The sequence below is a fragment of the Rathayibacter tanaceti genome (genome assembly GCF_009834165.1).
GTDB classification, from domain to species: domain Bacteria; phylum Actinomycetota; class Actinomycetes; order Actinomycetales; family Microbacteriaceae; genus Rathayibacter; species Rathayibacter tanaceti.
On the sequence record NZ_CP047186.1, the window covers coordinates 1,123,527 to 1,148,306 of the forward strand.

A 24,780-nucleotide genomic window follows, 5' to 3' on the forward strand; every position below is an offset into this window, starting at 1 on the left:
TCACGAGGCGGCCGCCGTCCGGGCGCGGATCCGATGCTCGAACGCGCGGCACAGCGCGTGCACGAGCACCAGCTGCGCCTCCTGGACGTTGGCGCCGTGGCCCTCGAGAGCGATCGACTCGTCGCACAGCTCGGTGAGCGGGTTCGGTCCGCCGCCGGTCAGTGCCCAGGAGCGGGCGCCGGCGGCGCGGGCGGCCTCCGCCGCATGCAGGAGGTTGGCGCTGCGCCCGCTGGTCGAGAGCAGCACCACCACGTCGCCGGCGCGGGCGTGCGCAGTGACCTGGCGTGAGAACACGTGGTCGAAGCCGTAGTCGTTGCCGATGGCGGTGAGGCTCGAGGTCTCGGCGTGCAGCGAGATCGCCGAGAAGGGGATCCGGTCGCCGTCGAAGCGGCCGACCAGCTCCGCGGTGAGGTGCTGCGCCTCCGCGGCCGAGCCGCCGTTGCCTGCGGCGAGAAGGCGGGCGCCGGAGTGCAGACGGTCGGCGAGGTCGACGCCCCAGGCGGCGATCCGCTCGGAATGGTGCTGGAGCTGCGCGACAGCGTCGACCGCGAGCGCCACGTGGTCGTCGACGAGGCGCCGGGCGGCGTCCGTCGGAGTGTCCAGAACGGTGTCGATGGTCATCGTCGCGGAGCCGCCTTCCGGGTGGTGGGGGATGAGGGGGCGCTCGTGGCGCCGGTGAGGACGGCCTCGTCGCCGATCGCGGCGAGGGTCGAGCGGTAGGCGCGCTCGGTGTCCGCGGCGACGCGGTCCCAGGAGTAGCGGGACTCCACGCGCTCTCGGCCGGCGGCCCCGTAGCCGCGGGCCCGCTCGGGGTCGGCGAGCAGCGACGCGAGGGCGGCGGCCAGGGCGCCGGGGTCGCGCGGAGGCACGTGCACCCCGGTGACGTCCTCGACCACCGTGTCGATCAGTCCGCCGACCGAGGAGGCGACCACCGGCACGCCGCACGCCATCGCCTCCAGCGGGGTGATGCCGAACGGCTCGTACCAGGGTGCGCAGACCACCACGTCGGCCGAGCGGAGCATCGCGGGCATCGCCGTCTGCGAGAGCTGGCCGACGAAGTCGACGCGGTCCGCGACTCCGAGGCTCGAGGCGACCGCGTGCAGCCGCTGGTACTCGGGGTCGGCCGTGAGAGCGTCGCCCGAGCCAGAGCCACCGACGACCACGAGCTCGGCGTCGTGCCCCGCCTCGACGAGCCGCGCCAGCGCCTCGATCGCGATGCCCATGCCCTTGCGGGGCACTAGGCGCCCGATCGTCATCAGCCGGGCGCGCTCGCCGCGCGGCGCGAGGGAGCCCCGCACCGAGAACCGGTCGATGTCGACTCCGCAGGGCACCACAGAGATGCGCGCCGTCGGCACCCCGAGGCCCTTGAGCTCGAACGCCTCGTCGGAGCAGGTCGCGACGATCCCGTCGGCCCGCTGGCCGACGCCCGGCTCGAGCCAGGCGCGCTCCTCGGGGCTGGTGTCGAGCGCACCCTGTTGCCGGCGTTTGACCACTCCGAGGGCGTGGAAGGTGTGCACCACCGGAACCCGGCGTCCGGTCGCCCGCTCCACCTGCTCGGAGGCGTCGAGCGCGGCGACGCCGGACATCCAGAAGTGGCTGTGCACGAGATCGGGCCGCTCCTGCAGCCACTCCTCGGCGAGGTCGATCGCGAAGTCGCCCATGAACGGCAACAGCTCGTCCTTCGAGACGCGCCTCGGCGGTCCTGCGTCGATGTGCACCACCTCGACACCCGAGGCGAAGGGCACGCGGCGGGGGAGGGAGGGGTCGTCGCGGCGGGTGTAGACCACCACGCGGTGCCCGCGGCGGGAGAGCGCGTCGGCCAGGGCCGCGACGTGCACGTTCTGGCCGCCCGCGTCGACTCCGCCGAGTGTGGCGAGCGGGCTCGCGTGCTCCGAGACCATCGCGATGGTGAGCGGTCGGGCGGCGCGCAGGTGCTGCTTCATCGGGTGCTCCCTTGCAGAGTGGGGGCCGGCGTCGAGCGGCGACGCGGGAGGTCGGCGAGCAGCTCGTCCCAGTCGCGGTGGAATCGGGCGAGGCCGTAGCGGGCGAGGGCGGCCTCGCGGGCCACCGCTCCGGCCCGCGCGGCGAGCTCCGGGTCCTCGACGAGCCGGCGGGAGGCGGCCACGAGCTCCTCGAGGTCGTTCGAGATCGCGCCTGCCTCGGGAGGCACGGCCCGGCCCGCCTCGGTGACGTCGAGCGCCACCACGGGCATCCCGAGGTGCATCGCCTCGAGCAGCGCCAGGCCGAGCGAGGTCCAGCGGAACGGGTGCAGGTACACGCGGCGGCGGGCCAGCGCCGCGTGCATCGCCTGCGTGCGCACGTCGCCGAGCACCGTGACATCGGCCAGGCCGGGCAGCGAGGGGAGTTGGTCGGTCTTCATCCCGAACACGTCGAGCGGAGCGACCGCGGCGAAGCGGGGGAGCAGGTCGGTGCCGGCGACCCGGCCGCGGCGGACCGGCTCGTTGACGACGACTCCAACGTGCGCGAGCTCGCCCGTGTAGAGCGGACCGGGGTCGTGGATCCCGTGCTCGATCACGGTCGTGCGCGTCGAGCCGGTGTCCCACATCAGGGCGTTGAAGTGGCTGACATGCACGATCAGCAGGTCGTCGCGATCGGCGAGCGGATGCCGGTTGTCCGGCACGTCGCCGCGCGGGGTGTTGTGTTCGACGTAGACGGCCGGCACGTCACGGCCGAGCCGGCGGCCCAGCAGCCGCTCGGCCTCCGCCAGCTCCTCGGGGCGCTGGAGGAGCACAGCGTCGACGTCGGTGTCGTGCAGTTCCTCCGGTGGGATCTCGACGGCGTTCGGCCAGTCGCGGCCCCCCGTGCCCAGGCCCCAGCCGTCGCGGGCCGGGGTGGTCGGCAGCAGGGAGGTGTGCGCGCCGCGGACGAAGGCGTCGGCCCAGCCGCCGTGCACGTGCCAGAGCAGGATCCTCATGCCATCGCCTCTCTCGGAGCAGTCGTCTGTCGGAGTCGGAGGGCGGCGGCGACCGCCTCCTCGGCGCTCACCCCCGTGAGGCAGGGGTGGCCCGGGACCGGGCAGACCTGCGCGCGTGAGCCGGCGCACGGCGCCTCCTGATCGCCCAGCAGCACGACCGGGACCCCGTAGGGCGCCCAGCGCACCGCCGGGACGACCGGCGCGAACAGGCTGACGACCGGGGTGCCGACGGCCGCGGCGAGGTGTGCCGGGCCGGTGTTGCCACTGATGACCACGTCGGCACCCGCCAGCACCTCGGCCGCGCCGGCGAAGTCGGTCGCTCCGCCGAGGTCGACGCCCCGGGCTCCGGCGACGTCGGCCGTGAGGGCACGCTCGCCCCGGCCGCCGGTGACGACGACCGCGAGGCCCGCGTCGGCCAGCAGCTCGACGGCGCGCGCCGCGCTCGCCGCGGGCCACATCCGGGCCGGCACTGCTGCTCCGGGATGCACGACCACGTACGGGCCGATCCCCTCGAGCGCGGCGGGCAGGGCGCCCTCGCGCCGCACGCGGAGCCGGCCGTCGTCGCCCGCGGGCATCGTGAATCCGGCAGCCGCGGCGATGGCGAGGGCGCGCTCGGGCTCTGGCTGGTCCTCCTCGAGCGTCTCGCCGGGCACCAGCCGCACATCCAGCAGAGCGCCGGCGAAGTCGACCGAGGCGCCGGTGATTCGCTCGACTCCGCACAGGCGCAGGAGCAGCGCGAGCGGGAGCGGCGACTGGTGGAAGGAGGTGAGGATCACGGCTTCGTCCGGAGCGAACTCCTCGACGATCGCGCGCAGTTCGGCCACGAGCGCGGCGTCGACGGGACGCGAGGCGTCGCCGATCCAGGGGCACCACCAGGTGCGCACGGCCGTCGGCCCGGGCAGCAGCGCCGCGGCGGGCGCGCCCTGCGGACCGCTCAGCAGCAGCACCTCGGCGCCGTCCGCGATCGCGCGCACCGCGGGTCCGCAGAGCAGCACGTCTCCCGCGCTGTCCAGGCGGGCGACGAGGACGCGGCGGGTCACTCGGAGTCCCCGTCGGGCTGCATCGCCAGCAGCAGCTCGACGGCCTCGAGGAGGGTCGCGGCGCAGAGCGGAGCGGCGGCCACTTCCTCGCCGCGGGTGGTCGGGGTCGGCACGAGCACGCCGCGGGCGCCGGCCGCCGTGGCGGCTCCCACGTCGGCGCCGATGTCGCCGATGACGGCGAGGGAGTCAGCCGGCAGCCCCAGCGCCTCGGCGGCACCGAGCACCATGCCGGGCGCGGGCTTGCGGCAGGTGCAGCCGTCCTCGGGGCCGTGCGGGCAGAGCATCCAGACGTCGAACCCGCCGAAGAGCTCGTCCACGCGGCGGTTCACCGCGTCGGCCTGCGCGCGGTCGATCAGGCCGCGGGCGATGCCGGACTGGTTCGTCACCACTCCCAGCGCCAGCCCCGATTCCCGCGCCCGCTCGACCGCGTCGAGCGCGGTCGGCATCGGAGAGACCTGCGCCGGGTCGCCGTTGTAGGGCACGTCGACCACAAGCGTCGCGTCGCGATCGAAGAGGATCCCGCGCAGCCGCGGAGCCCTCTCGCGATCGATGGCGCCCTCGGCGCTCCGGATCAACGAGTCGTTCACTTCTTCCTCGTACCCCTCGTCCGCCGCGGTAAACCCCCTCGCCCCGAAGTCGGCGCGGCCGGGCGCGTCGCCCGCTCGATCCGCGACGGCCGCGTCTGAGACCCGCCGACCGGGGTACGGGGGAGCCGACAGGAAGGAGGCGCCGTGCGCCCTCTCACCGCCCCGGACGGGACTCCGGAGATCCTCGCGCTGCGCGCCCTCAAGCTCGGCGACCTGCTGGTCGCGGTCCCGGCGTTGACGGCGCTGCGCCGCGGCTTCCCCGAGCACCGGCTGATCCTGGCCACGACGCCGTGGCTCGAGCCGATCGTCGACCTGGTCGCGGGAGTGGACGCCCTGGTGCCGACGCTGCACGGCCTCGACGATCCGCTCCCGATGGCGGTCGGCCGTGTCGAGCTCGCGGTCAACCTGCACGGCAACGGAGCGGAGTCGCGGCTGCGGCTGCGCGAGACCGCCCCCGAGCGCACGCTCGAGTTCCGGGTGCCGGCGCTCGACCCGGGCGCCGGCCCCGGCGATCCTCGTCCGCTCTGGATCGATGGCGAACTCGAGCGCGCGCGCTGGGCCCGCCTGGTGAACTCGATCGGCCTCGACGCCGACCCCGAGGAGGTGGCCATCACCGTCCCGGAGGCGCCCGCCCCGGTCGCCGGCGCGGCCGTCGTGCACATCGGCGCCTTCTACGGCTCGCGGGAGTGGCCCGCCGAGCGCTTCGCCGCCGTCGCCCGGTCGCTGGCCGACGCCGGTCACCGCGTCGTCTACACCGGAGGCGCGAGCGAGGCCGACCGGGCGCGCCGGGTCGCCGAGCTGGCCGGCACCGGTGAGGCCCTGGCCGGCGTGCTGACCCTCAGCGAGTTCGCCGCGGTCGTCGCGGCCGCCGAGGTCGTTGTCACCGTCGACACAGGAGCCGCGCATCTCGCCTCCGCCTACGGCATCCCCTCGGTCGTGATCTTCGGGCCGGCACCGCCCGAGGCGTGGGGGCCGCCGGCGACCGGCCCGCACCGTGTGCTGACCGACGCCTCGCTGCGCCGGGGCGATGTCTTCTCGGCCGAGCCCGATCCGGCGCTCCTCGCCGTCCAGGTCGACGACGTGCTCGAGGCCCTCGCCTCGCTGCCGACCCGTGCCGCAGCCCACCTCAGGCGGTCTTCAGCTGCGCCGTCGGGCGCACCGGAGTGACGGTGGCCACGCGACTGCGGGACGTCCGCGGCTGATGGCCGGGCGCGGATGCACCGAGCCGATCGGCGAGCTGGGCGAGGATCCTGCGCTGCAGCCGCGAGACCTGCATCTGCGTGGTTCCGAGCGCGTCGGCGATCTGCTGCTGCGTGCGCTCCTCGACGAAGCGCATCCGGAGCAGCTCGCGCTGCCCGTCGTCCAGCTCGGCGAGCGCCTCGGCCAGCCCGTGCCGCCGGTCGATCTCGAGCAGGCGGGCGTCCTCGCCGCCGATCGTCTCGCCGAGGCTGACGCCGCCCTCGCCGACGCTCTCGTCGAGCGAGAGCGGGTGCCCGGCCGAGCGGGCGTCCGCCACCTCTGCCGTCTCGACGCCCAGCCGGTGGGCGATCTCGTGGTCGGCGGGGTGTCGGCCGAGCTCCTGGGCGAGCTCTGCGGCGACGACGGCCGAGCGGCGGTGCAGCTCCTGCACCCCGCGGGGCGGGCGGATCATCCAGCCCAGGTCCCGGAGGTGGCGCTTGAGCTCGCCGGTGATCGTGGGCACCGCGTAGGCGGCGAAGCTCTCGCCGCGCTCGGGCGTGAAGCGCCGGGCGGCCTTGACGAGCCCGACGTAGGCGACCTGGCGCAGATCCGCCCAGTCACCGCCTCCGCGGGAGACCCGCCGCGCCATGGCCTCGGCGAGCCCGAGGTGGTCCAGCACGATCCGCTCGCGGATCCGCTCGCCTTCAGCGCCCTCGGCGCCGGCCGCGGCGTGGAAGAGCGAGAGTGTGCGGGCGTCCTTCTCCTCGCGGGCCGATCCGGTGGGAGTGGCCGGGAGGTGCGTGCTGGTGTCGAGATCGATCGTGCTCATCCGTGCTCCTTCCGCGCATGCCTGCGCTCGAGTCCGGCGCGGCGTGCGGTGCGGCGCTCGGACCCTCTCGACGCGAGGCCCAGGGCACAGCGCACCACTGCTCCTGCTTCTCGGGGAGTCCGTTGACGCGGAGCAGTGCTTCGCGGTAGAAGGCGCGTCCCCCATCTCGGGGTGGCATCGCCCGCCAGCCCGGCGCCGGGGGGCTGCGCGCCGGTAGGATCTGGCGCGTATGTCTGAGCTCACTCCGCCCCTGGATCGCGCGAGCGACGCGCACCCGTTCACGACCGCGACGGGGAGCGACGTCCGCGTCCGTTTCTGCCCGTCTCCGACCGGAACGCCGCACGTCGGCCTCATCCGCACCGCCCTGTTCAACTGGGCCTACGCGCGGCACACCGGAGGCACGTTCGTGTTCCGCATCGAGGACACCGACGCGGCTCGTGACAGCGAGGAGAGCGTCGAGCAGATCGTCGACGCGCTGCGCTGGCTGAGGCTCGACTGGGACGAGGGCGTCGGAGTCGGTGGCCCGCACGGTCCCTACCGCCAGTCCGAGCGCACCGGCGTCTACCGCGACGTGATCGAGCGCCTCCTCGCCTCGGGTCACCTCTACGAGAGCTACTCCACGGCCGAGGAGATCGACGCGCGCAACGAGGCCGCCGGCCGCGCGAAGCAGCACGGCTACGACAACCACGACCGCTCGCTGACCCCGGAGCAGCGCGAGGCGTTCCGTGCCGAAGGCCGCGCCCCGGCTCTGCGCCTGCGCGTGCCGGACGCCGATCTCTCCTTCGACGACCTCGTCCGCGGCCCGATCACGTTCCCGGCGGGCTCGTTCAGCGACTTCGTCGTCGTGCGCCCCAACGGCCAGCCGCTCTACACGCTGGTGAACCCGGTCGACGACGCCCTCATGCAGATCACCCACGTGCTTCGCGGCGAGGACATCCTGCCCTCGACCGCCCGCCAGATCGCGCTGTACCACGCGCTGATCGACATCGGAGTGACGACCTTCGTGCCGCGCTTCGGCCACCTCCCGTACGTCATGGGCGAGGGCAACAAGAAGCTCTCGAAGCGCGACCCGTCCTCGAACCTGTTCCACCACCGCGACCGCGGCTTCATCCCCGAGGGCCTGGTGAACTACCTCGCACTGCTGGGCTGGTCGCTGACCCACGACCGCGACGTCTTCTCGATCGACGAGATGGTCGCCGCGTTCGACGTCGCCGACGTGAACCCGAACCCGGCCCGCTTCGACCTCAAGAAGGCGGAGTCGATCAACGGCGACCACATCCGCCTCCTGCCCGTCGACGACTTCACCGAGCGCACCGTGCCCTACCTGGTCGCGGCGGGCGTGCTCGCAGGCGAGCCGACCCCCAAGCAGCGCGCGGTGCTCGACGCCGCGGCGCCCCTCGTGCAGGAGCGGATCGGCCTGCTCGGCGAGGCGCCCGGCATGCTCGGCTTCCTCTTCACCACCGCCGATGCGCTCGCCTACGACGAGGACGCGCTGAAGGGCCTGCCCGCGAACGCCGGCGAGGTGCTCGCCGCCTCGATCAGCGCCCTGTCGGAGGTGCCGGAGGGGGAGTGGCTGACCGCCGTGATCCAGGAGGCGCTCGCCGCCGCGCTGATCGAGGGCCTGGGCCTCAAGCCCCGAGTCGCCTACGGGCCGCTGCGCACCGCGATCTCGGGCCGCCGCGTCTCGCCGCCGCTGTTCGAGTCGATGGAGATCCTCGGCAAGCAGGAGTCGATCGCGCGCCTGGACCGCCTCAGCGCCTCCCGGCCGGTCTGAGCATGGCGGAGGCGATCGGAGGCGGCGAGTACGACGTCGTCGTCATCGGGGGAGGCCCCGCCGGGCTCTCGGCCGCGCTCAACCTTGTCCGCGCGCGCCGCAGCGTCCTGCTGTTCGACAGCAACCGCCCTCGCAACGCGGCCACCCTGCACTCGCACGGCTTCCTCACCCGCGACGGCATCTCACCCCTCGAGCTGCGCCGTCTCGGCCGCGAGGAGTTCGAGGGCTACGAGGCCGCCGAGGTGCACACCGCCCTCGTCACCTCGGTCGAGCGCTCCGGAGGCGAGTTCGTCGTCTCCGCGCGCGGCGTGCGCGGCGCGGCCGACCGCTCCGTCGTCGCGACCGCCGTCGTGGTCGCCGCCGGCCTCAGCGAGAGACTGCCCACGCTGCCCAGCCTCCGCGCGTATTACGGCACCGCCGTGCACAGCTGCATGGAGTGCGACGGCTACGAGAAGGCGGGGGAGGCGCTCGCCCTGATCGGCGAGACCGACGACCTCGCCGAGCGCGCGATGCTGCTCTCGCAGTGGTCGACCGATCTGATCGTCTTCACCAACGGCATCGGAGTCGTCAGCGACTCCGACGAGTCCCTGCTCGGCTCGATCGGCATCCGGGTCGAGCGCCGCCCCGTCGCCGACCTCGCGGGCGAGCGCGCCGAGATGACCGGCGTCCGCCTCGTCGACGGCGATGTCGTCCCGCGCACCGGCGCCTTCGTCCGCCCGATCTGGGTCCCCGTGCTCGACTACCTCGACGCGGCCGGCCCCGAACGCGACGCCGACGGCTTCCTCCGCGTGGATGCGGGCGGCCGGACGACCGTGCCCGGCCTCTACGCCGCCGGCGAGGTCACCGCACCGGGCCCGCAGCAGCTGATCGTGGCGGCGGGCTCCGGCGCACAGGTCGCCTCGGCGCTCAACCGCGACCTCGTGCGCGCCCGCCTCGGCGAGGCCGCCCCGGAGTCGGAGGGCACGGTCGTCCGCGGCTCGATTTGAGCGGGATGCCTGCGTAGGGTACTGTCGTACCTCGGCGCTCGGGTCCTGATCCGGCTGCCACGTGGTCCCGGCCTCAGCTCCGGATGACCATTGGGGTATGGTGTAATTGGCAACACGGCTGATTCTGGTTCAGTTGTTCTTGGTTCGAGTCCAGGTACCCCAGCCACATCGTAGTTACTCAAAACCCGGTCAAATGAACTGAGCTCGTTTGGGTGTAAAGCTAAATTCCCCGCCTGTGCGCGGGGAGTTTTATTTTGCGTCGGCGTGCTGTTCTCGCGCGCGAGCGCGACGCGGCCGTGAATCTCACGGATTCGCGCATTCGGGTCTTGACGCTCCACTTTGATCTTGATCCCCTCGTCTGTCGCGTAGGCAACGAGGCAATTGAAGTAGGCGCTGAGGAGGTCCCGTCGGACCGCGTCAGTGGCGCGCTCGTAGAGTGAGCCTGGGCCGACGAGGAGCTTCAGGAAGCTGAGAATGCCCTCTGCCGTGTATTGGAGTCGGTCGATCGTGAACTCGAGCTTCTCTTCGACGGCCGCGCGTTGCATCGCAGTCTTTTTGATGCGTGTCCGGATCTTGCTCATGGGGAGCGCGCCGGTTGTGGCGAGCTCGATGAGGCGCTCCTCTTGGGCTTCGAGCTTGTCGAGTTGCCTCTTGAGTTGAGTTCGGGTGTCGCGGTCCTGCGCAAGGATGTTCGCCACGGAGCCGTTGACGGCAGCCTAGATACCGTCCAGAACGTCTTCCGCGAGTCGCTCTTGGGCCACGGTGGGGATGATGGCTGCTTCGATCTCTTCGACCCGACCATTCACCATCGAGCAAAGTCGACGCTGGTGGGCGGCACAGATGAGGTATTCGTAGGTCCCGCCACGGCCGGTGGTTTGGGAGTAGAGCAGTCGGCTACTGCGGGGGTGCGAACGGTGGGCGGTCGGCTAAAGAGCGACTAGAGGTACTCGAAGGACGTCGTCTACAACAACTTTGTCTTCCCCGATTTCGACGCCTAGGCGGGCGACGAACTCACAATGCTGGCTGGCGCAGTGCTGACTGCTCGGGCGAGCCACCCCGATAGAGCCCTTGAATGGCGTTACGACGATGCCACGCGCTCTCCGCGAGGCCCACTCAGAGCTCGACGAGCGACTCGCGAGGTTGTATCGCGCAGCACCCTTCGGCGATGTCAAGTCGTCTAAGCAACGGCTTCGTCGAGGAGTAGCCGCTCGAAGACTTCGCGGGGGGTTCGGAAGCCGAGGGTCTGCCTGGGTCGGTCGTTGAGTTCGTCGGCGATCGCGTTGAGGTAGGGCTGGTGGTTGGTGATCTCGATGCCCTTGGGGAGGTATTCGCGGATCAGACCATTGGTGTTCTCGTTCGAGGGCCGCTCCCACGGGGACCGCGGGTGCGCGAAGTAGACGGGCAGCTCGGTGGCGAGGGTGAGCTGCGCGTGCCGGGCCATCTCGGTGCCCTGGTCCCATGTGAGGGAGCCGCGCAGATGCGCGGGCAGATCGTCGACCCGGTCGATGAGAGCGTCGGCGACGCCGTCGGAGTCTTTTCCGTCGGGTAGTCCCAGGATGATCGCGAAGCGCGAGTGCCGCTCCACCAGGGTGATCGCCGCGGTCTTGCCGTGCGCTCCGATGATCAGATCTCCCTCCCACGCGCCGGGAACACGCCGGTCCGACGCCTCCTCGGGCCGGTCATCGATGGAAACCATGCCCACAATGCGTCCGCCGGTGCGTTCCCCGAGCGGCCGGCGTCGCTTGCGGGTCGTCTGTTTCGAGCGCAACAGGATGCCTTCGCGGGCGAGTTCGCCCTTGGGGTGGGCGTAGATCCATCGGTAGATCGCCTCGTGGGACACGGTGCGGCCTGCGGCGTCGGGTGAATGCGTCATCGTGTCAACGCTCGCGTCCGCCGCCTCCAGGCGCAACCGGCCCGCGATCTGCCGCGGCGTCCGCGAACGCTTCAGATCCGCTCGAACCCGCGCCGACAGCACAGAATCGGCATCGATCAGTCGCTCCTGCGGACGGGCTCGCCGCTTGCGAGCCTTCGTCTGCGCCGAGACGGGCTGATACCCGCGGGTCTTGAGCGAGTTCCGGCTCCGCTCACGCCACACGACCGTCCGGTCGCGGTCGATCAACTCGGCGATCTCCCGATCGCTCAGCCCCTGCTTGATCCCGACCGCGATCTGAGCCCGATCCTCAAACGACAACTGCCGACGCACCACCAGCAACCCCCTCCGTTGCTACGACGCTATGACACCGCCTTCCGCTCCACCGGGGAGCGCGTCGCGCACCTTTTGGAACTGCATCAAGTGCGTGAGGTGGGACTCCTTAGTCGATCGCGCGCTCGCAGACCGCGCTAGTGATCGTATCGGCGTGCTCGACACGCCGAGAGTAAAAACAGACGCGCCATCTACTGACCCGCGTATACTCTGGGCTTATGACCGCAGAAGATGACGCTCTCTCCGCACTCCAGGCTTCCACGCTCCTCGATGTCCTGAAGTGGGGGGCGCCGGTGGCGTTCGAGGCGACGGATCAGCTCTACGACGAAAACCAGGGCCACGACCAAGGTGTCGTAGGCTACCTCAACTTCAAGCACCTACGGGATCTCGTCGACCGGGCGACCTCCAACGGGCGGTTCAAGCTGGGTGAGGGACTCGACAGCTTCGGTGGGGACGTGCTCGCGCGCGGGATTACGCCGGAGGCATTCAACACGATGCCGCGTCTGGCGGCGGATGCCGTCAGGCGTCGGGACTACAAGCAGTCTCCTGGGTGGGCGGTGGAGGGCTACCGGGTGCTGTTGCAGTCCTACCCCTTCGGCAAGGTCGACGACATCAAGTGGGTGCAGCGCAGCGACGCGAAGAGGCGCGTCGCGGACCAACTGTTCGTCGGCGACAACACGCTCTTCTCCGACGAAGAGTTTGGGCTCGAGTCCATCCCGGGTATCCCGGACGACGACGACTTCACTGGCGTGACGCTGATCGCGGCCCATGCCTTCAACCCGACCACCAAGCAGTTCGAGCTCTACCTCGGCCAAAGCAAGAACCCGGAGCATGCAGACGATTCCTGCTGGCACTGGAAGAAGTTGCTGCTGTCCGGCGGTACCCCGGCGGGTGCCGGTGGAATTCCCGTTGCGCCCACGATGCCGAACGGTGGCGCTTCGACGGAAGTCGACGATGTGCCGGTGCGGATCAAGCGGACGGGTGCGGGCGAAGGGTCGGGCGCGGCAAATGGTTGAGGTGCGCCGGCCGTCCCAGACGCTTGCCGCCGCAGCCTCGTTCTTCAACGGTGAGCGCCTCACCATGGCACGCCAGCTCAAGAGACTCAAGAAGTCCCACCTCGCGACCCTCATCGAGATGTCGCCGGCGTCCGTGACGGCCTGGGAGAGCGGCGCCAAGCAGCCCAACCGCGCGACGGTGGCCAAGCTCGCGCTAGCGCTTCAAGTCGAACCGCAGTTCTTTGGGGGAGGAGCGCCGCCGAAGACAAATAGGCCGCATTTTCGCTCGCTCCGTTCGACACCACAGATCGCGCAGGACGAGGCTGAAGCGTACGGACGATTCGTAGCTGAGGTCGCGGGGATGCTGGAGAACGCCGTCGAGTTTCCTGAGGCCCTCTTGCCGGACCTCCCGGTCGACCCCGATGAGCGTTCGATGACGCCCGAGGAGGCCGCACGCGAGGCGCGCGCCTTCTTCGGCGTCGTGCCGGGGCCGGTGCAGCATGTCGTCCGTCTCGTCGAACGCAGCGGAGTCGTCGTGGTGTTCAGCGAGCCTGGCGTTGCCGCGATTGATGCGTATTCGCTCCATTCGTCGACCCGGCCGATCATCGTGTTGAACCCGGTGAAAGATGACTACTACAGGCAGCGCTTCGACGTGGCCCACGAGCTTGGCCACCTGATCATGCATCACGACGCCGAGCCTGGAGGAAAGGTTGCGGAGGAGCAAGCCAACCGGTTCGCATCCGAGTTCCTGATGCCAGCCGAGGAGATCGCGCCGTCCCTCCCGGTTTCTACCGCGGGAAAAGCCTGGGCGTACCTCGCAGAGTTGAAGGAGTACTGGGGCGTGAGTCTTGCGGCGCTCCTGTACCGCGCGCGTGCGCTGGGCATCATGAGCGACGTCTCCTACCGCAACGCAGTTATCCGCATGTCACAAAACGGTTGGCGCCGAGCGGAGCCGGGGCGGATCTCGTCACTGGAGATGCCGTCGATGCTGCCGCGCGCGCGTGAGGTGCTCTATGAGGCTGGAGTGGACGAAGCCTCATTCCTCGCTGGTTCGGGGCTACCCGTTGGACTCTATGCCGTCGCTGCGTCGCGGGTTCCGGTGACGGCCGCTCTGAGAGAGGCGATGTCATGAGAGTCGCAAGAATCCGGATCCAGCGCTTCCGTGGCTTTGAACAAGCCGAATTGGTGATCCCCGCCGATGTCGTCATCGCGGGGGAGCCGCAGGCGGGCCGCAGCGACCTTGTGGCGGCGCTTCGGCGCGTGCTCGACACACGCAGCACACGGGCGCGTGTCAATCCGCTCGACATCCACCGCCCCATCGCGAACAAAACCCTGACTGAGGTGGAGGTAACGCTCCTCGAGCTCGGCGCGCAGCTCGAGACCCTGCTGAGCGACAGCCTCGAAGCATTTGACCCTGAGGCTGCGACGCTCGCAGGCACGGGCGGCGGCGCGGGTGCCGTGCTCGGCGTTCGCCTCTGCTACCGCATCCGCTACGACCTTGACGCCGACAGCGGCGATCACTGGGTCGACTTCCCCGCACGGAGCGACGCCGCGGCGAACTCGTTCAAGCGCGTCGGCCGCGTGGAACGCGAGGCGTTGCCCGTGCAGTTCATCGATAGTGCGCCCGCTTTGCAGCTTCGCGCCGAGGGGGCATTTCGAACCCTGTTGGCCGTTTCGGATTCGAGTGGACTCGACGATGCACTCGCTGGCCTGGATGACGGTGTGCGATCAGCAACGGGTGACTTCGCGGGCGCATCTGTCGTGACGGACGTGCTCAAGCAGGTACTCGACGCCGGTCCGAAGACACTGTTCGGTGTGGACGATCCCGGTGCAGTTGACTTCGTCGCGGATGACGGCTCGCGTGCAGCCCTTCTTCGCGCGCTGCAGCCAGCGCTGTCGCTCGATGCGGCAGGGCCCTTGCCAATCCGTTCGCACGGGTCGACGATCCAGAGTGTGTTTTCGGTGGCCGAAGCCATCGCGGCAGCGCGCGCGGGGGAGTCCGGGGTCGTCGTTATCGGTGATGACTTCGGTGATGGTCTGGATGCGTCGTCGTCCGAGTACATGGCAGGCCTACTGCACGCGACCGCGGGCCAGTCGATCCTCACGACGCGTCGCCCAGAAGTCGTGCGCGCCTTCAAGGCGGAGGAGCTTGTTCGCCTGACACGCACCGACGGTGGCCGAGCGCAGCATCAGCTTCCTGACGTGACGGACAAGGCGGCCCGTGTCACGCGTCGGCTCGTACTCGACCAGCTCCTGGCTGCGCTGAGCGCGCGAACGGTCGCGCTGGTCGAGGGCCCCCTCGACGTCGAGGGCTACGGCGCGCTGGCCGCGAGGCTGTTTAGGAAGACCGGCAAGCGCAAGCATGGGTTGGCCGCAAACGGCATTCGTCTGATCGCGCCACCGGGTACTGACGGGGGTATCTCACGGCTGCCGGCGATAGCTGAGGTTGCGCTACAGCTTGGTTTCCATGTGCGTGCGATTGTCGACAACGACAAGCCTGGGCAAGAGCATCCGGCCGTCGCCGCGCTGGAGGCGCTGACCGAGCAGATTGTGGTGCTTCCTGGTCGCACAGCAGTTGAGGCGGCGCTCATTCGAGGAGTACCGGGTGAGAATCTGCGGGAGGTCGTCAAATCGCTGGCCACGCTCGGCATGCCGCCTCTGCCAGACGATCTCGCCGACGATGCGATCGCCGAACACCTGATCTCCAAGAAGATCCTGAAAAAGCAGGGGCTCGGGCCCGCGTGGGTCGAGGCACTCACGGTGCGGCCGCCGACCGCCGGCGCCGTGATCGAAGCGCTCTGCGTCGGTGAGCTGGGGCGCATCGACATTCCTGCGCTCTTATGAAGTGGGTAGCCCAGAACCCCGAGCAAGCTCAGGTCGTCGGGACAGAGGCCGAGCTCACGGTTGTGCTCGGAGGTGCGGGAGTTGGCAAGACGACGAGCGCGCTGGCGGCCGCCGCCGCGCACCTTGATCGGGTTCAAGATGCGAAGCCCCACGAGCGGGTGCTGTTTCTTTCTTTTTCTCGTGCGTCCGTCGGCCGGATCGCGTCCGGGACGAGCGAGGTGCTCGGGAAGGGCGCCGATCGCGTCGATGTGATGACCTTCCACTCCCTTGCTTTCTCAATCGTCCGGAGGTTTGGGAGCATGATCGGACGCGGTGACGTGGTGCTCGTCAGCCCTGCCCGGGAAAAGCTCGGCCTGGCGGACAATGAGATCGGCTACGGGAGTCTTCTACCGTTGGCGCTTGAGATCGCACGAGCGTCGCCTGCGGTTGCGGCTCACCTTCGCTCGCGCTGGGGCCTGGTGATCGTGGACGAATTCCAAGACACTGGCGATGCGCAGCAGCAACTGCTCGAGCTGATCACCCCGAGCAGCCGCACGATCTTGCTCGGCGATCCCAACCAGTGCATCTACACCTTTCTCGTCGCGGATGGCGTCCGCGTCGAACGAATCAACGAGGCGTGTGCGGCCGCCGGACAGGAGCACACGATCGTGCTCCCGCAGACATCATTCCGTGACCCCTCCGGCGTCATCCCGGCAGTGGCGAACGCCATTCGAACGCGTCAGTTCGATGCGCCAGCCCTGGCGAGCGCCATCGAAGGGGGCCGATTAATCGTCCGGAGCGGGATCGCTCTCAGCGACGAGGCGTCTAGCGTGGCAAAGCTCGTCACCGAACTCAGCAGCGAGGGGCTCGGCGTGGCGGTCTTCACCCACCACAACGACATGCTTGCTTCACTGTCGGATGCGCTCGAAGCAGAGGGCATTGAGCACGAAATTGCCGGGCTGAGTGATGCGCTCGCGACTGCTTTGAACGCCCAAGTGTCGATGATGCAGTTCCGATTCGGCGACGCTTCGTGGGAGGACGTGCTCGAGTCGCTCGCGGTCTTTCTTACGAGCGCACAGCGTGGTGCCCAGGTACCGGTGCTGGCAACGCAGATCTTGAACGGCACCGGCCCGCAGACGCTGCTCGCACGGCTGACTGCACTTCGCGGCCGGTTGACTGACGCCGTAGCAGTCGAGGCGGCGCTCGGCGAAGCGCGTGCGGCCCACGACGCGCTCGGACTACCGCAGAAGTCAGGCGCATGGGCGCAGGCGGGCGTTCTGGTTGCGGTGATGCATGCCCGTGCGAGTCGCCAATCGAGGGACCAGATCAGTACGCAGATCGTCGCGACAATCTCGGCTGAAGCGCGCGAGGCTGGGTACGCCGCTCTCACCGACTCGGTCCTCAGCCCGCGAGAAGTGCAGTTGATGAATCTGTATCAAACCAAGGGCCGCGAGGCAGACGCGACCATTGTCGTTCTTCGCGAAGGAGACTTCATGGGCAAGGAGGTCGAGCCCTTTCCGACGACGAGCAGGTTGCTCTACGTCGTTTTCTCTCGCGCTCGTCAGCGGATCATCGTGCTGTTAGTCGGAGGAACACTGCATCCCGCCGTTGCGCCGCTTGCGCAACTGGTGGACTGATCGTGCTCAACAGCAGACGTCGGCTTCACGTATGGAACACCCACTAACGCAATGAGTGGCGATGGAATCCACGCTGACTTACGCCGAGGCGCTTTCGCTCGCATCGTCAGTCCGCTTCGATGGAGCCCTCTCATCACCGCGCCGTGCGAGAGCGTATGACATCGTTCAAGCTCGCGTATCGTGGCACCGGCTTCGTACTTCGCGGCCAAGTGAATGGTCTCAGCATCCACCCGTACCTCCGCCGCGGGCGGACCCATGCGACCATGAACCTGCACATCACTCAGGAACCCGCCTCCCGCGGTTCCCGACAAGGGGGAATCTCATCCATGCAATCTGACCTGTTCTGGATCGTCATCGCCGGCATCGTCGTCGGCGCCCTCCTGCTGATCGCCCTCATCGGCTTCTTCCTCTTCCGAGCCTGGTACCAGGTGCCGCAGGCCGACGAGGCGATCGTGATCGTCGGCAAGAAGCAGAAGGGCGAGGACGGGCTGACGTCGAACATGACCGTCATCACCGGCGGCGGCGCGTTCGTCAACAAGCTGACCCAGCGTTCCGACCGCATCTCGCTGCGTTCGCGCCAGATCAAGATGGAGCCGGTCGCGCAGACGAAGAACGGCGTGACCATCCACCTCGCGGGCGTCGCCCTCGTCAAGATCGGCTCCACGGCCGATCAGGTGCGCGCCGCCGCCGAGCGCTTCGCCTCGCAGGACCAGTCGATCGACGTCTTCACGACGGAGCAGCTGGAGGGCGCCCTCCGCGGCGTTGTCGCGAAGCTCAGTGTCGAGGAGGTCATGCAGGACCGGCAGAAGCTCGGCGACGAGATCGCCGAGGGGATCAAGGGCGATCTGCTCGCCCAGGGCCTCGTCCTCGACTCGTTCGCGATCCAGGGCGTCACCGACCGCAACGGCTACATCGAGGCTCTCGGCGCGCAGGAGATCGAGCGCGTCCGACGCGAAGCCGACGTCGCCCGGATCAACGCGGCCCGCGAGGTCAAGGCCCGCCAGCTCGCCACCGACGAGGCGAACCTGATCGAGCAGACCGCCTACGACAAGAACACCGCCGCGGCGAAGTCCGAGGTCGGCCGGGCGAACGCCGAGGCCGAGCAGGCCGAGAACCTCGCACGCGCCGAGCGCGAGCAGGCCGTCCTCGTCCAGCGCGCCGAGAACCGCCAGGCCGAGCTCGACGCCGACGTCAAGCGCGTCGCCGATGCCGAGAAGTACCGCCGGCAGACCGAGGCCGACGCCGACGCCTACGGGCGCCAGAAGAAGGCCGAGACCGACCGGCAGGTCGCTCAGCAGGTGTCCGACGCCGAGGCGTACGCCGTTCAGCGTCAAGCCGAGGCCCGACAGGCCTCCGCCGCCGCCGAGGCCGCCGCCGTGAGCGCACGCGCCGAGGCGGAGGCGGACGCCCTCCGCGCGACGTCCGGAGCGGAAGCCGAAGCCCTGCGCGCCAAGGCCGCCGCGGAAGCCGAGGCTCTGCGGGCCAAGGGCGAGGCGAGCGCGGCGGCGATCCAGGCCGAGGCGGAGGCGCTGCGCGAGAACCAGGAGGCGGTCCTCGGCCGCGAGCTGATCGGGCAGCTCCCGGCCCTCATGGCCGAGTTCGCCAAGGGCTACCAGAACGTCGGCACCGTCACCCTGATCGGCGGCGACACCGCCGGCGCGCACATCGCCCGGGAGCAGGCCGCGGGCCTCGCCGCGACGTTCGACAGCGTGAAGTCGGCGACCGGCGTCGACCTCGGGGCGATCCTCCAGGGCCAGGCCTTCGGCCGCGGAGTGGCGTCCGCGACGGGGACGGCCGGGACCGGTGACGCGACGCGTCCGTCCGGCAGTGGCGACGCGACGGTCATCCCCTCGACCAGCTGACGACGCCCTCCCGTCCGCCTCGCGCGGCCGATCCGGCCCGCCCGCCGGCGGGGGCGCTGCTCAGAGCGGCTTGCGCAGCTGCAGAGCGGTCGGCTCGTAGCCGAGCGACGCGTACAGGGCGCGAGCCGGAGTGTTGAAGCCGAAGACGTTCAGGGCGAGCGCCGACCCACCGCGGGAGCGCACGTGCGACTCCGCCAACAGCATCGCCGCCCGGCCGAGGCCGCGGCCCCGCTCGGCCGCGTCGATCTGCACGTCCCACACCCACCACACCCCGTCGAGGTCGCTCGGGTGCGGCCCGAGCCACAGCGAGCCCACCGGTCGGCCCCCGTCGAGGACGCTCAGCACGTCGTGACCGGCCGCGGGGGAGCCGTCGGGGAAGTACGTCTCGTAGGAGGCGTCGGCGGTGCGGGTCGCGGCCGCCTCGTCGTCGCCGGCGCGCATCCGATCACTGATGTACGCCGCGCGCTGCACTCGCACCCACGCGGCGAGGGCGGAGGCGGGCATCGGCGCGAGCGAGACGGTCATCGCTCCACGATGCCAGATCGGCGCTCAGCCGCGGTCCGACGCACTCCGGTCCGCGTGCGCCTTCTTGCCGAAGCGCGTCGCCAGGAACAGCAGCGTCCCGACCACCACGTACCCCGCCGTCGCCAGCCACACCACGCCGGTCTGCTGCGTCAGCAGCACGACGCTCGCGATGGTCGCCAGCACGGGTACCGCGCGCGGCACCGAGAAGTGCGGGTGGTCGACGCGGTCCTTCTTCAGCACCAGCACCGACACGTTCGCCGCGATGAACACCAGCAGGAGCAGCAGCACGGTCGTCTCGGCGAGCGTGCCGACGTCGCCGATCAGGGTGAGCAGCATCGTCACGCCCCCGACGACCACGATCGACACCCACGGAGTCCGGCGCCCGGGCAGCACACGGCCGAACGCGCTCGGCAGCAGGCCCGACGTCGCCAGGCCGAAGCCCACCCGGCTCGCCATGACCATGAACAGCAGCGCGCCGTTGGCGATGGCGACCAGCGCGATCAGGCCGAACAGCCACGGCGGCACGGCCACTCCGCTCGCCGCGACCACGTCGAGCAGCGGACCGCTCGACGAGGCGAGCTCCTCGTTGGGCAGCACGATCACCGCGCCGAGCGCGATCAGGAGGTAGACCACGGCGGCCGTGATCAGCGCGCCGAACAGGGCTCGCGGATACACCTTCGACGGGTTCCGCACCTCCTCCGCCATGTTCGCCGCGGCCTCGAAACCCAGGAACGAGAAGAAGGCGACGATCGAGGCGGCGAACGCGCCCTGCAGGGGAGCGACGTCCGGGTTGAACTCGAGCACGCGGGAGGCGTCGCCGTTGCCCCCGCCGAAGAAGACCGCCGCGCAGACGATCACGATCACCAGGCCGCTGACCTCGATCACCGAGGCGACCAGGTTCGCGGTCAGCGACTCCTTCACGCCGCGCAGGTTCACCAGGGTGAGGATCGCGATGAAGACGATCGCGGTCGGCGCAGGAGGCACCTCGAGCAGGGCGCCGAGGTAGTCGCCGGCGAAGGCGTTGGCAAGCGAGGCGGCGGTGGTGATGCCCGACGCCATCATCAGGAAGCCGACGAGGAACGACAGGTACGGTGTGCCGAACGCGCGGTCGACGTAGCGGGCGGCGCCGCCGGCGTGCGGGTACTTCGTGATCAGCTCGGCGTAGGTGCCCGCGGTCAGCAGGGCGATGACGAGGGCGATGAGCAGCGGCAGCCAGATCACGCCGCCGACGTCCGCCGCCATCGTCCCCACCAGCGTGTAGATGCCCGCGCCGAGGGTGTCGCCGACGATGAAGGCGAACAGCAGCGGGCCGGTGATCACCTTCTTGAGCGATCGGGTGCCGGTGTCCGGTGAGTCCTCGCCGGTCGTGCTCGTCGTGTCGGTCATCCGGCAACTCCACCGATCCGAGGAGCTGAACGCAAGCCAGCACGCGGAGGAGCTGCGAGATTTTTCAGAGTCGAAACACTCGCGACCGCTCCCGGCACCTCCGCGCGGGTGTTCAGGCGGGCGCGACCGACGGGTAGAGCGACTCGATCGGACCGGCCAGCCCGGCCTTCACCTGCGCGGTGAATCCGTCGGCGACGATCTCGAACGCCCCGTGCTGCACGCCGGTGACGACGGCGGCGACGAGCGCGGCCGGCGTGAGTTTCGCCTCATCGGTGTGCGCGGCCATCGCGGTGTCGACGTAGCTCATGTGCACGCCTGTCACGTGGATCCCGCGCGGAGCCAGCTCGAGGCGGAGCGAGTTCGTCGCCGACCAGAGTGCCGCCCTCGACGCGCTGTAGACGCCCGCTCCGGCGTACCAGCTCGCCACGGAGTGGATGTCGACGAGCACACCGTCGGCGGCCGCAGCGAGGGCCGGAACGAAGGCGCGCGCCACGAGCAGCGGAGCGAAGAAGTTCACCTCCATCGTGCGGCGGAGGGCCTCCTCGCTGATATCGATCAGGCTCGCTGTCGGCGGCAGAACGCCGGCGTTGTTGATCAGCACCGAGACATCGGGTGCCTGCTCGGCGGCAGCGGCGAGCGAGGCGGGATCGGTGACGTCGAGGGCCAGCGGGACGACGCGGTCGTCGGCCCAGTCGCGGGGCGTTCGGGCTGAGGCGTAGACCGTCGCGGCACCCGCGGCGAGAGCGGCGTGCACGAAGGCGGTGCCGATGCCGCCGTTCGCTCCGGTGACGAGGACGACGGCGTCAGTGAAGGAGGGCATGGGATCTGCTTTCTGGAGAGGGGTGCGAGAGAGGGGCGACGTGGAGCCGGCTCAGCGGCGCAGGGCTGCGGCGAGCACGCGGTCGAGGACACGGTCGGGCATGCTCCGCGCGAGTCGGGTGAGCAGGGCGGCGTCGCCGCCGATCGTGTAGCGGGTCCGCGGCCGGGGGCGAGTGGCGGCATTGGCGATGATGCGCGCGGCGTCCTGCGCGTCGACCCCCGTGCGGAGGAATCCCTCGGACTGCGCGAGGACCGCGCGCATCAGCCCGCCGTAGCGGCGCTCCTGGTCTGGGGTCATGTCGGCGATCAGCGTGCGCGCGGTCACGCCTCCGCGGCCGACCATCTCGGTGCGCACGGCGCCCGGCTCCACGAGCACCACCCCGACACTCTGCGGAGCGAGCTCGCGACGCAGCGCGTCACCGATCGCCTCGAGCGCGTACTTCGATCCGGAGTAGGCACCGTAGGTGGGCTGGGCGAGGCGCCCCGCGACGGAGCTCATCAGCACGATAGGGAGTCGGGTTCAGGTGACATTGTCATCTCAGAACCAGAGCATGTGGGCTGACAATGTCAACTGTAGAATCGGAGCATGGTCAGTCGCTCCGAATCCACCGCCGCCACGCGCCGCGCACTGCTCGCCGCCGCTCGCGAGCTGCTGAACGAGGGCGGCCCGCAGAAGGTCACGCTGCGCGAGGTCGGAGCGCGCGCCGAGCTCTCCCGCGGAGCCCCGTACCGGCACTTCGCCGATAAAGAGAGCCTCCTGTCGGCGGTCGGCGCCGAGAGCTGGGACCGCATCACCGCGGTCCTCGAGCACCTCGGGCGGTCGGACGCCCCCGGGCGCGCGGAGCCGCTGCGGGCGGCGCTCGCGGCGCTCCTCGCCGTCGGACGCGACGAGCCCGAGGTCTACCGGATGATGTTCACCGTCCCCGCCGCGGACCCTGAGCTCGCGATCGAGGCCGCTTCCCGGGCGCAGGCCGAGTTCCTCCGCATCGTCGGTGCAGTCGTCGGGGCCGAGCGCGCGCACCTCGCCGGAGCGATCCTCCTGACCGGCGTGCACGGCGTCGCGAGCATGGAGGCGAGCGGCCACCTCTCGTCCGAGATGTGGAGCGCGACGCCCGACGCGGTCATCGACGCGCTGGTCGCGCTCGTCGCGGCGGAGCGCTGAGGGCGCCGGCATCGTCGAGGATCCCGGGGCCGTGCATCGTCCGACGCATCGTCCGACGCACCGTCTCCGCACCTGCACGGGCCCGATCGTGACCGTCCGCGGCCGGGGTCCCGACGCCGCCGCTCCGATAAGGTAGAGCGCTTCGTCGGGATGTGGAGCGGTCGCGGAGGAATCATGGGCAAGAAGCGCAATCAGGGACGATCCGGCAGTGGCCGGTCGGGCGACCAGGGCGGGTCGGGAGGCGGTCGGACCGCCGAGACCGCGCTGATGGTCAGGTTCCGCAGCTGGTACCGGAAGCATCTCGCCGATGTCGGTGCTCTGCACGAGCACCTCGAGGTCGACGAGACGGTCGAAGTGCTGACCGACCTCTTCGCGATGACCCGGGATCTCCGGCCCCGCGGCTCCTTCGCGCAGCCCGACGCCGAGCTCCTCGAGGCCGTCTTCGACCAGATCGAGGCCGACCTCTCGGGGGAGGAGAACGAGGCCGATCTCGACGACACCCTGTTCACCGTCGCCGAGGTCATCGAGCACTTCCTCGACTTCCTGAGCGACGAGGACCTCTGGACCGGCACCGACGAAGAGTTGGACGAGTGCCAGGCCGTGCTCGACGAGGTCCTCGACCTCGCCGGCTCGTTCGTCGAAGCCGTCCTCGACGACCTGTCCGACCTCGAGGAGGTCCCCGCCGAGGAGCAGCTGTCGGCCGTGCGGGCGACCGTCCTCGTGCACGCCGCCGATGTCGTCGTCGAGCACCTCGCCGCCGCCGAGGAGGCGCGTCTGACCGAGCGCACCGCCCGCGAGATCGCGGTCGAGGCGGGCATCCCCTCAGCCGGATCGACCCCGAGCGACGACGCCGTGCGCATCCCAGTCTCGGCCTGGTGGGACGCCCTGGTCGGCTCGGCCGTCCTCGAGTCCGAGGGCTCGGGTGCGAGCCTCGGCGAGGCCGCCGTGCTCTGGCGCAGCTCCGACGCGCACGAGGCGGTGGCGGAGCGTGTCGCCTACGTCGCCCGGTTCCTCGAGCTCTGGACCCTCAGCGCGCAGGCCGCGCTCATCGCCTCGGACGACGAGGAGGGAGCCTTCTCGCCCGCCGAGCGCGCCGTCACCACGACCGACGCGGTGCTCGTGCGCATCGCCGTCGCCTGTCAGGCCGCGATGCACCCGGGCCTGGTCGTGGGCGAGCTGGTCGACGAGCTCGCCGCCGAGATCGGAGTCGCGCTCGACGAGGCGCTCGACGAGCGCGAGCGCGCGGTCGGCTCGGCCGAGCGGATGCTCGACGACGCCGCCGAGCTCGGCCTGCTCCTGCACTCTCCCGAGTTCGGCTACGTGGTGCCCGAGGGCCTGGCCCCCGTCCTCGCCTCGGTCGTCCGCGCGACCGTCGTGCTCCTGGGCGAGCGCGAGGCCACCCGCCTCGAGATCCTCGACGAGGCGACGCAGGACACCGCGACCGCCTACACCCTCCACGTCGCGCTCCTCGGCACCAAGCCCGTCGTCTGGCGCCGCCTCGAGCTCTCGTCCGAGTCGTCGCTGCGCGATCTGCACCTCGCCCTCCAGCTCTCGCTCGGCTGGACCGACGCGCAGCCGCACTACTTCAGCGTCGACGTGCCCGACGAGGAGCAGGCGCCGATCGGCTCACCCTCGGACGCCGAGGAGCTGGGCGCCGCGATGATCGACGAGTCGTCCGTCGTGCTCGCCGAGGTGCTCGAGGCCGAGCAGGACGAACTGTTCTACGTGTACGACCTCGAGGACGAGTGGCGACACGTCATCCGCCTCGAGGCGATCTCTCCGCTCACGGCCGCGCTCCCGCGCTGCACGCAGGCGCGCGGCGCCGCTCCGCTCGACGCCTCCGGCGGGCCGGCCGCCTGGGCCGACACCGTGCGCGCGGCGACCGACCCGTCCTCGCCCGACCACGCGGAGGCGCTCGACGCGCTCGGTCTCGCGGCCGGCGCCTCCTTCGATCCCGCCGCGGTCGATGTCGACGGCATCAACCGCTCGCTCGGGCTGCTGCGCTCGGGGACCTGAGCCGGCCCTGCACGCCCCGCGG

The 24,780-nt window shown here is 70.4% G+C and carries 22 protein-coding genes and 1 tRNA gene; 12 read left to right on the forward strand and 11 right to left on the reverse strand.

What is annotated here, in order from left to right; genetic code table 11:
- Genes GSU10_RS05310 through GSU10_RS15265 form a run of 5 tightly spaced genes read right to left on the reverse strand, consistent with a single transcriptional unit; the run spans position 1 to position 4,562 of the window.
- On the reverse strand, positions 1-621 hold the full coding sequence (locus GSU10_RS05310) for a D-sedoheptulose-7-phosphate isomerase (protein WP_132505765.1): 621 nt from the start codon (positions 619-621) through the stop codon (positions 1-3).
- Entirely contained in the window at positions 618-1,943 is a 1,326-nt protein-coding gene (locus GSU10_RS05315; protein WP_132505762.1) for a glycosyltransferase, read from the reverse strand. Before GSU10_RS05315 ends, GSU10_RS05310 begins: the two co-directional genes overlap by 4 nt.
- On the reverse strand, positions 1,940-2,935 hold the full coding sequence (locus tag GSU10_RS05320) for a glycosyltransferase (protein ID WP_068213465.1): 996 nt from the start codon (positions 2,933-2,935) through the stop codon (positions 1,940-1,942). Before GSU10_RS05320 ends, GSU10_RS05315 begins: the two co-directional genes overlap by 4 nt.
- Complete coding sequence (locus GSU10_RS05325) at positions 2,932-3,975, reverse strand: glycosyltransferase family 9 protein (RefSeq protein WP_166971892.1); 1,044 nt, start codon at positions 3,973-3,975, stop codon at positions 2,932-2,934. Before GSU10_RS05325 ends, GSU10_RS05320 begins: the two co-directional genes overlap by 4 nt.
- Entirely contained in the window at positions 3,972-4,562 is a 591-nt protein-coding gene (locus GSU10_RS15265) for an HAD-IIIA family hydrolase (protein ID WP_166971895.1), read from the reverse strand. The genes GSU10_RS05325 and GSU10_RS15265 overlap by 4 nt, the downstream gene beginning before the upstream one ends.
- A gap of 144 nt (positions 4,563-4,706) precedes the next feature.
- Between GSU10_RS15265 and GSU10_RS05330 the strand changes: the two genes are divergently transcribed.
- Positions 4,707-5,729 (forward strand): glycosyltransferase family 9 protein, encoded by a 1,023-nt coding sequence (locus tag GSU10_RS05330; RefSeq protein WP_132505759.1) that lies wholly within the window; start codon positions 4,707-4,709, stop codon positions 5,727-5,729.
- Here the strand turns inward: GSU10_RS05330 and GSU10_RS05335 are convergent.
- The gene (locus GSU10_RS05335) at positions 5,689-6,570 is read right to left on the reverse strand and encodes a sigma-70 family RNA polymerase sigma factor (protein ID WP_068213057.1); all 882 of its coding nucleotides are present in this window, start codon (positions 6,568-6,570) and stop codon (positions 5,689-5,691) included. The genes GSU10_RS05330 and GSU10_RS05335 overlap by 41 nt on opposite strands.
- Positions 6,571-6,799: 229 nt before the next feature.
- Here GSU10_RS05335 and gltX point away from each other — a divergent pair, with 229 nt between their 5' ends.
- The 4 genes from gltX to GSU10_RS05355 all read left to right on the forward strand — a co-directional run bounded on the left by gltX (position 6,800) and on the right by GSU10_RS05355 (position 10,271).
- Positions 6,800-8,344, forward strand: a complete 1,545-nt coding sequence (gene gltX / locus GSU10_RS05340) for a glutamate--tRNA ligase (RefSeq protein WP_068213053.1) — start codon at positions 6,800-6,802, stop codon at positions 8,342-8,344.
- Positions 8,345-8,346: 2 nt separating this feature from the next.
- Positions 8,347-9,330, forward strand: a complete 984-nt coding sequence (locus GSU10_RS05345) for an NAD(P)/FAD-dependent oxidoreductase (protein WP_132505753.1) — start codon at positions 8,347-8,349, stop codon at positions 9,328-9,330.
- 91 nt (positions 9,331-9,421) lie between these two features.
- Positions 9,422-9,496: transfer RNA gene (locus tag GSU10_RS05350), tRNA-Gln, on the forward strand.
- A gap of 325 nt (positions 9,497-9,821) precedes the next feature.
- Positions 9,822-10,271: a hypothetical protein gene (locus GSU10_RS05355; protein ID WP_068213042.1), complete on the forward strand. Its 450-nt coding sequence runs from the start codon at positions 9,822-9,824 to the stop codon at positions 10,269-10,271.
- Positions 10,272-10,507: 236 nt separating this feature from the next.
- Here the strand turns inward: GSU10_RS05355 and GSU10_RS05360 are convergent, their stop codons facing one another.
- Entirely contained in the window at positions 10,508-11,536 is a 1,029-nt protein-coding gene (locus GSU10_RS05360; protein WP_159316544.1) for an IS30 family transposase, read from the reverse strand.
- Positions 11,537-11,751: 215 nt separating this feature from the next.
- Here GSU10_RS05360 and GSU10_RS05365 point away from each other — a divergent pair, with 215 nt between their 5' ends.
- From GSU10_RS05365 to GSU10_RS05385, 5 genes are all read left to right on the forward strand, one after another.
- Entirely contained in the window at positions 11,752-12,549 is a 798-nt protein-coding gene (locus GSU10_RS05365; RefSeq protein WP_068212869.1) for a hypothetical protein, read from the forward strand.
- Entirely contained in the window at positions 12,542-13,660 is a 1,119-nt protein-coding gene (locus tag GSU10_RS05370; RefSeq protein ID WP_132505567.1) for an XRE family transcriptional regulator, read from the forward strand. Before GSU10_RS05365 ends, GSU10_RS05370 begins: the two co-directional genes overlap by 8 nt.
- Positions 13,657-15,372, forward strand: coding sequence for an OLD family protein (locus GSU10_RS05375; protein WP_132505570.1), 1,716 nt, complete (start codon positions 13,657-13,659; stop codon positions 15,370-15,372). The genes GSU10_RS05370 and GSU10_RS05375 overlap by 4 nt, the downstream gene beginning before the upstream one ends.
- Positions 15,369-16,988 carry a UvrD-helicase domain-containing protein gene (locus GSU10_RS05380; RefSeq protein WP_132505573.1) on the forward strand — a complete coding sequence of 540 codons (1,620 nt, stop codon included), beginning with the start codon at positions 15,369-15,371 and terminating at the stop codon, positions 16,986-16,988. Before GSU10_RS05375 ends, GSU10_RS05380 begins: the two co-directional genes overlap by 4 nt.
- A 326-nt stretch (positions 16,989-17,314) precedes the next feature.
- Entirely contained in the window at positions 17,315-18,850 is a 1,536-nt protein-coding gene (locus tag GSU10_RS05385) for an SPFH domain-containing protein (protein ID WP_132505576.1), read from the forward strand.
- A gap of 60 nt (positions 18,851-18,910) precedes the next feature.
- On the opposite strand, the gene GSU10_RS05390 is transcribed toward GSU10_RS05385, so the two are convergent.
- The 4 genes from GSU10_RS05390 to GSU10_RS05405 all read right to left on the reverse strand — a co-directional run bounded on the left by GSU10_RS05390 (position 18,911) and on the right by GSU10_RS05405 (position 22,079).
- Positions 18,911-19,375: a GNAT family N-acetyltransferase gene (locus GSU10_RS05390; protein WP_068212710.1), complete on the reverse strand. Its 465-nt coding sequence runs from the start codon at positions 19,373-19,375 to the stop codon at positions 18,911-18,913.
- A 24-nt stretch (positions 19,376-19,399) separates the two neighbouring features.
- Positions 19,400-20,761, reverse strand: a complete 1,362-nt coding sequence (locus GSU10_RS05395; protein ID WP_068212706.1) for an APC family permease — start codon at positions 20,759-20,761, stop codon at positions 19,400-19,402.
- A gap of 112 nt (positions 20,762-20,873) precedes the next feature.
- Positions 20,874-21,581 carry an SDR family oxidoreductase gene (locus GSU10_RS05400; protein ID WP_132505579.1) on the reverse strand — a complete coding sequence of 236 codons (708 nt, stop codon included), beginning with the start codon at positions 21,579-21,581 and terminating at the stop codon, positions 20,874-20,876.
- Between the two features lie 51 nt (positions 21,582-21,632).
- Positions 21,633-22,079, reverse strand: coding sequence for an SDR family NAD(P)-dependent oxidoreductase (locus GSU10_RS05405; RefSeq protein ID WP_082845261.1), 447 nt, complete (start codon positions 22,077-22,079; stop codon positions 21,633-21,635).
- An 87-nt stretch (positions 22,080-22,166) separates the two neighbouring features.
- On the opposite strand from GSU10_RS05405, the gene GSU10_RS05410 reads away from it, so the two are divergent.
- Both GSU10_RS05410 and GSU10_RS05415 read left to right on the forward strand, forming a co-directional pair.
- Positions 22,167-22,742, forward strand: a complete 576-nt coding sequence (locus GSU10_RS05410) for a TetR/AcrR family transcriptional regulator (RefSeq protein ID WP_132505582.1) — start codon at positions 22,167-22,169, stop codon at positions 22,740-22,742.
- A 174-nt stretch (positions 22,743-22,916) separates the two neighbouring features.
- The gene (locus GSU10_RS05415; RefSeq protein WP_132505585.1) at positions 22,917-24,758 is read left to right on the forward strand and encodes a plasmid pRiA4b ORF-3 family protein; all 1,842 of its coding nucleotides are present in this window, start codon (positions 22,917-22,919) and stop codon (positions 24,756-24,758) included.
- Positions 24,759-24,780 lie beyond the last annotated feature (22 nt).

Bases quoted from the DNA above. Each gene is read 5' to 3' on its own strand.
- GSU10_RS05310 (WP_132505765.1), bottom strand. From the start codon at position 621: ATGACCATCGACACCGTTCTGGACACTCCGACGGACGCCGCCCGGCGC.
- GSU10_RS05315 (WP_132505762.1), bottom strand. From the start codon at position 1,943: ATGAAGCAGCACCTGCGCGCCGCCCGACCGCTCACCATCGCGATGGTC.
- GSU10_RS05320 (WP_068213465.1), bottom strand. From the start codon at position 2,935: ATGAGGATCCTGCTCTGGCACGTGCACGGCGGCTGGGCCGACGCCTTC.
- GSU10_RS05335 (WP_068213057.1), bottom strand. From the start codon at position 6,570: ATGAGCACGATCGATCTCGACACCAGCACGCACCTCCCGGCCACTCCC.
- gltX (WP_068213053.1), top strand. From the start codon at position 6,800: ATGTCTGAGCTCACTCCGCCCCTGGATCGCGCGAGCGACGCGCACCCG.
- GSU10_RS05345 (WP_132505753.1), top strand. From the start codon at position 8,347: ATGGCGGAGGCGATCGGAGGCGGCGAGTACGACGTCGTCGTCATCGGG.
- GSU10_RS05365 (WP_068212869.1), top strand. From the start codon at position 11,752: ATGACCGCAGAAGATGACGCTCTCTCCGCACTCCAGGCTTCCACGCTC.
- GSU10_RS05370 (WP_132505567.1), top strand. From the start codon at position 12,542: ATGGTTGAGGTGCGCCGGCCGTCCCAGACGCTTGCCGCCGCAGCCTCG.
- GSU10_RS05375 (WP_132505570.1), top strand. From the start codon at position 13,657: ATGAGAGTCGCAAGAATCCGGATCCAGCGCTTCCGTGGCTTTGAACAA.
- GSU10_RS05380 (WP_132505573.1), top strand. From the start codon at position 15,369: ATGAAGTGGGTAGCCCAGAACCCCGAGCAAGCTCAGGTCGTCGGGACA.
- GSU10_RS05385 (WP_132505576.1), top strand. From the start codon at position 17,315: ATGCAATCTGACCTGTTCTGGATCGTCATCGCCGGCATCGTCGTCGGC.
- GSU10_RS05390 (WP_068212710.1), bottom strand. From the start codon at position 19,375: ATGACCGTCTCGCTCGCGCCGATGCCCGCCTCCGCCCTCGCCGCGTGG.
- GSU10_RS05395 (WP_068212706.1), bottom strand. From the start codon at position 20,761: ATGACCGACACGACGAGCACGACCGGCGAGGACTCACCGGACACCGGC.
- GSU10_RS05400 (WP_132505579.1), bottom strand. From the start codon at position 21,581: ATGCCCTCCTTCACTGACGCCGTCGTCCTCGTCACCGGAGCGAACGGC.
- GSU10_RS05405 (WP_082845261.1), bottom strand. From the start codon at position 22,079: ATGAGCTCCGTCGCGGGGCGCCTCGCCCAGCCCACCTACGGTGCCTAC.
- GSU10_RS05410 (WP_132505582.1), top strand. From the start codon at position 22,167: ATGGTCAGTCGCTCCGAATCCACCGCCGCCACGCGCCGCGCACTGCTC.
- GSU10_RS05415 (WP_132505585.1), top strand. From the start codon at position 22,917: ATGGGCAAGAAGCGCAATCAGGGACGATCCGGCAGTGGCCGGTCGGGC.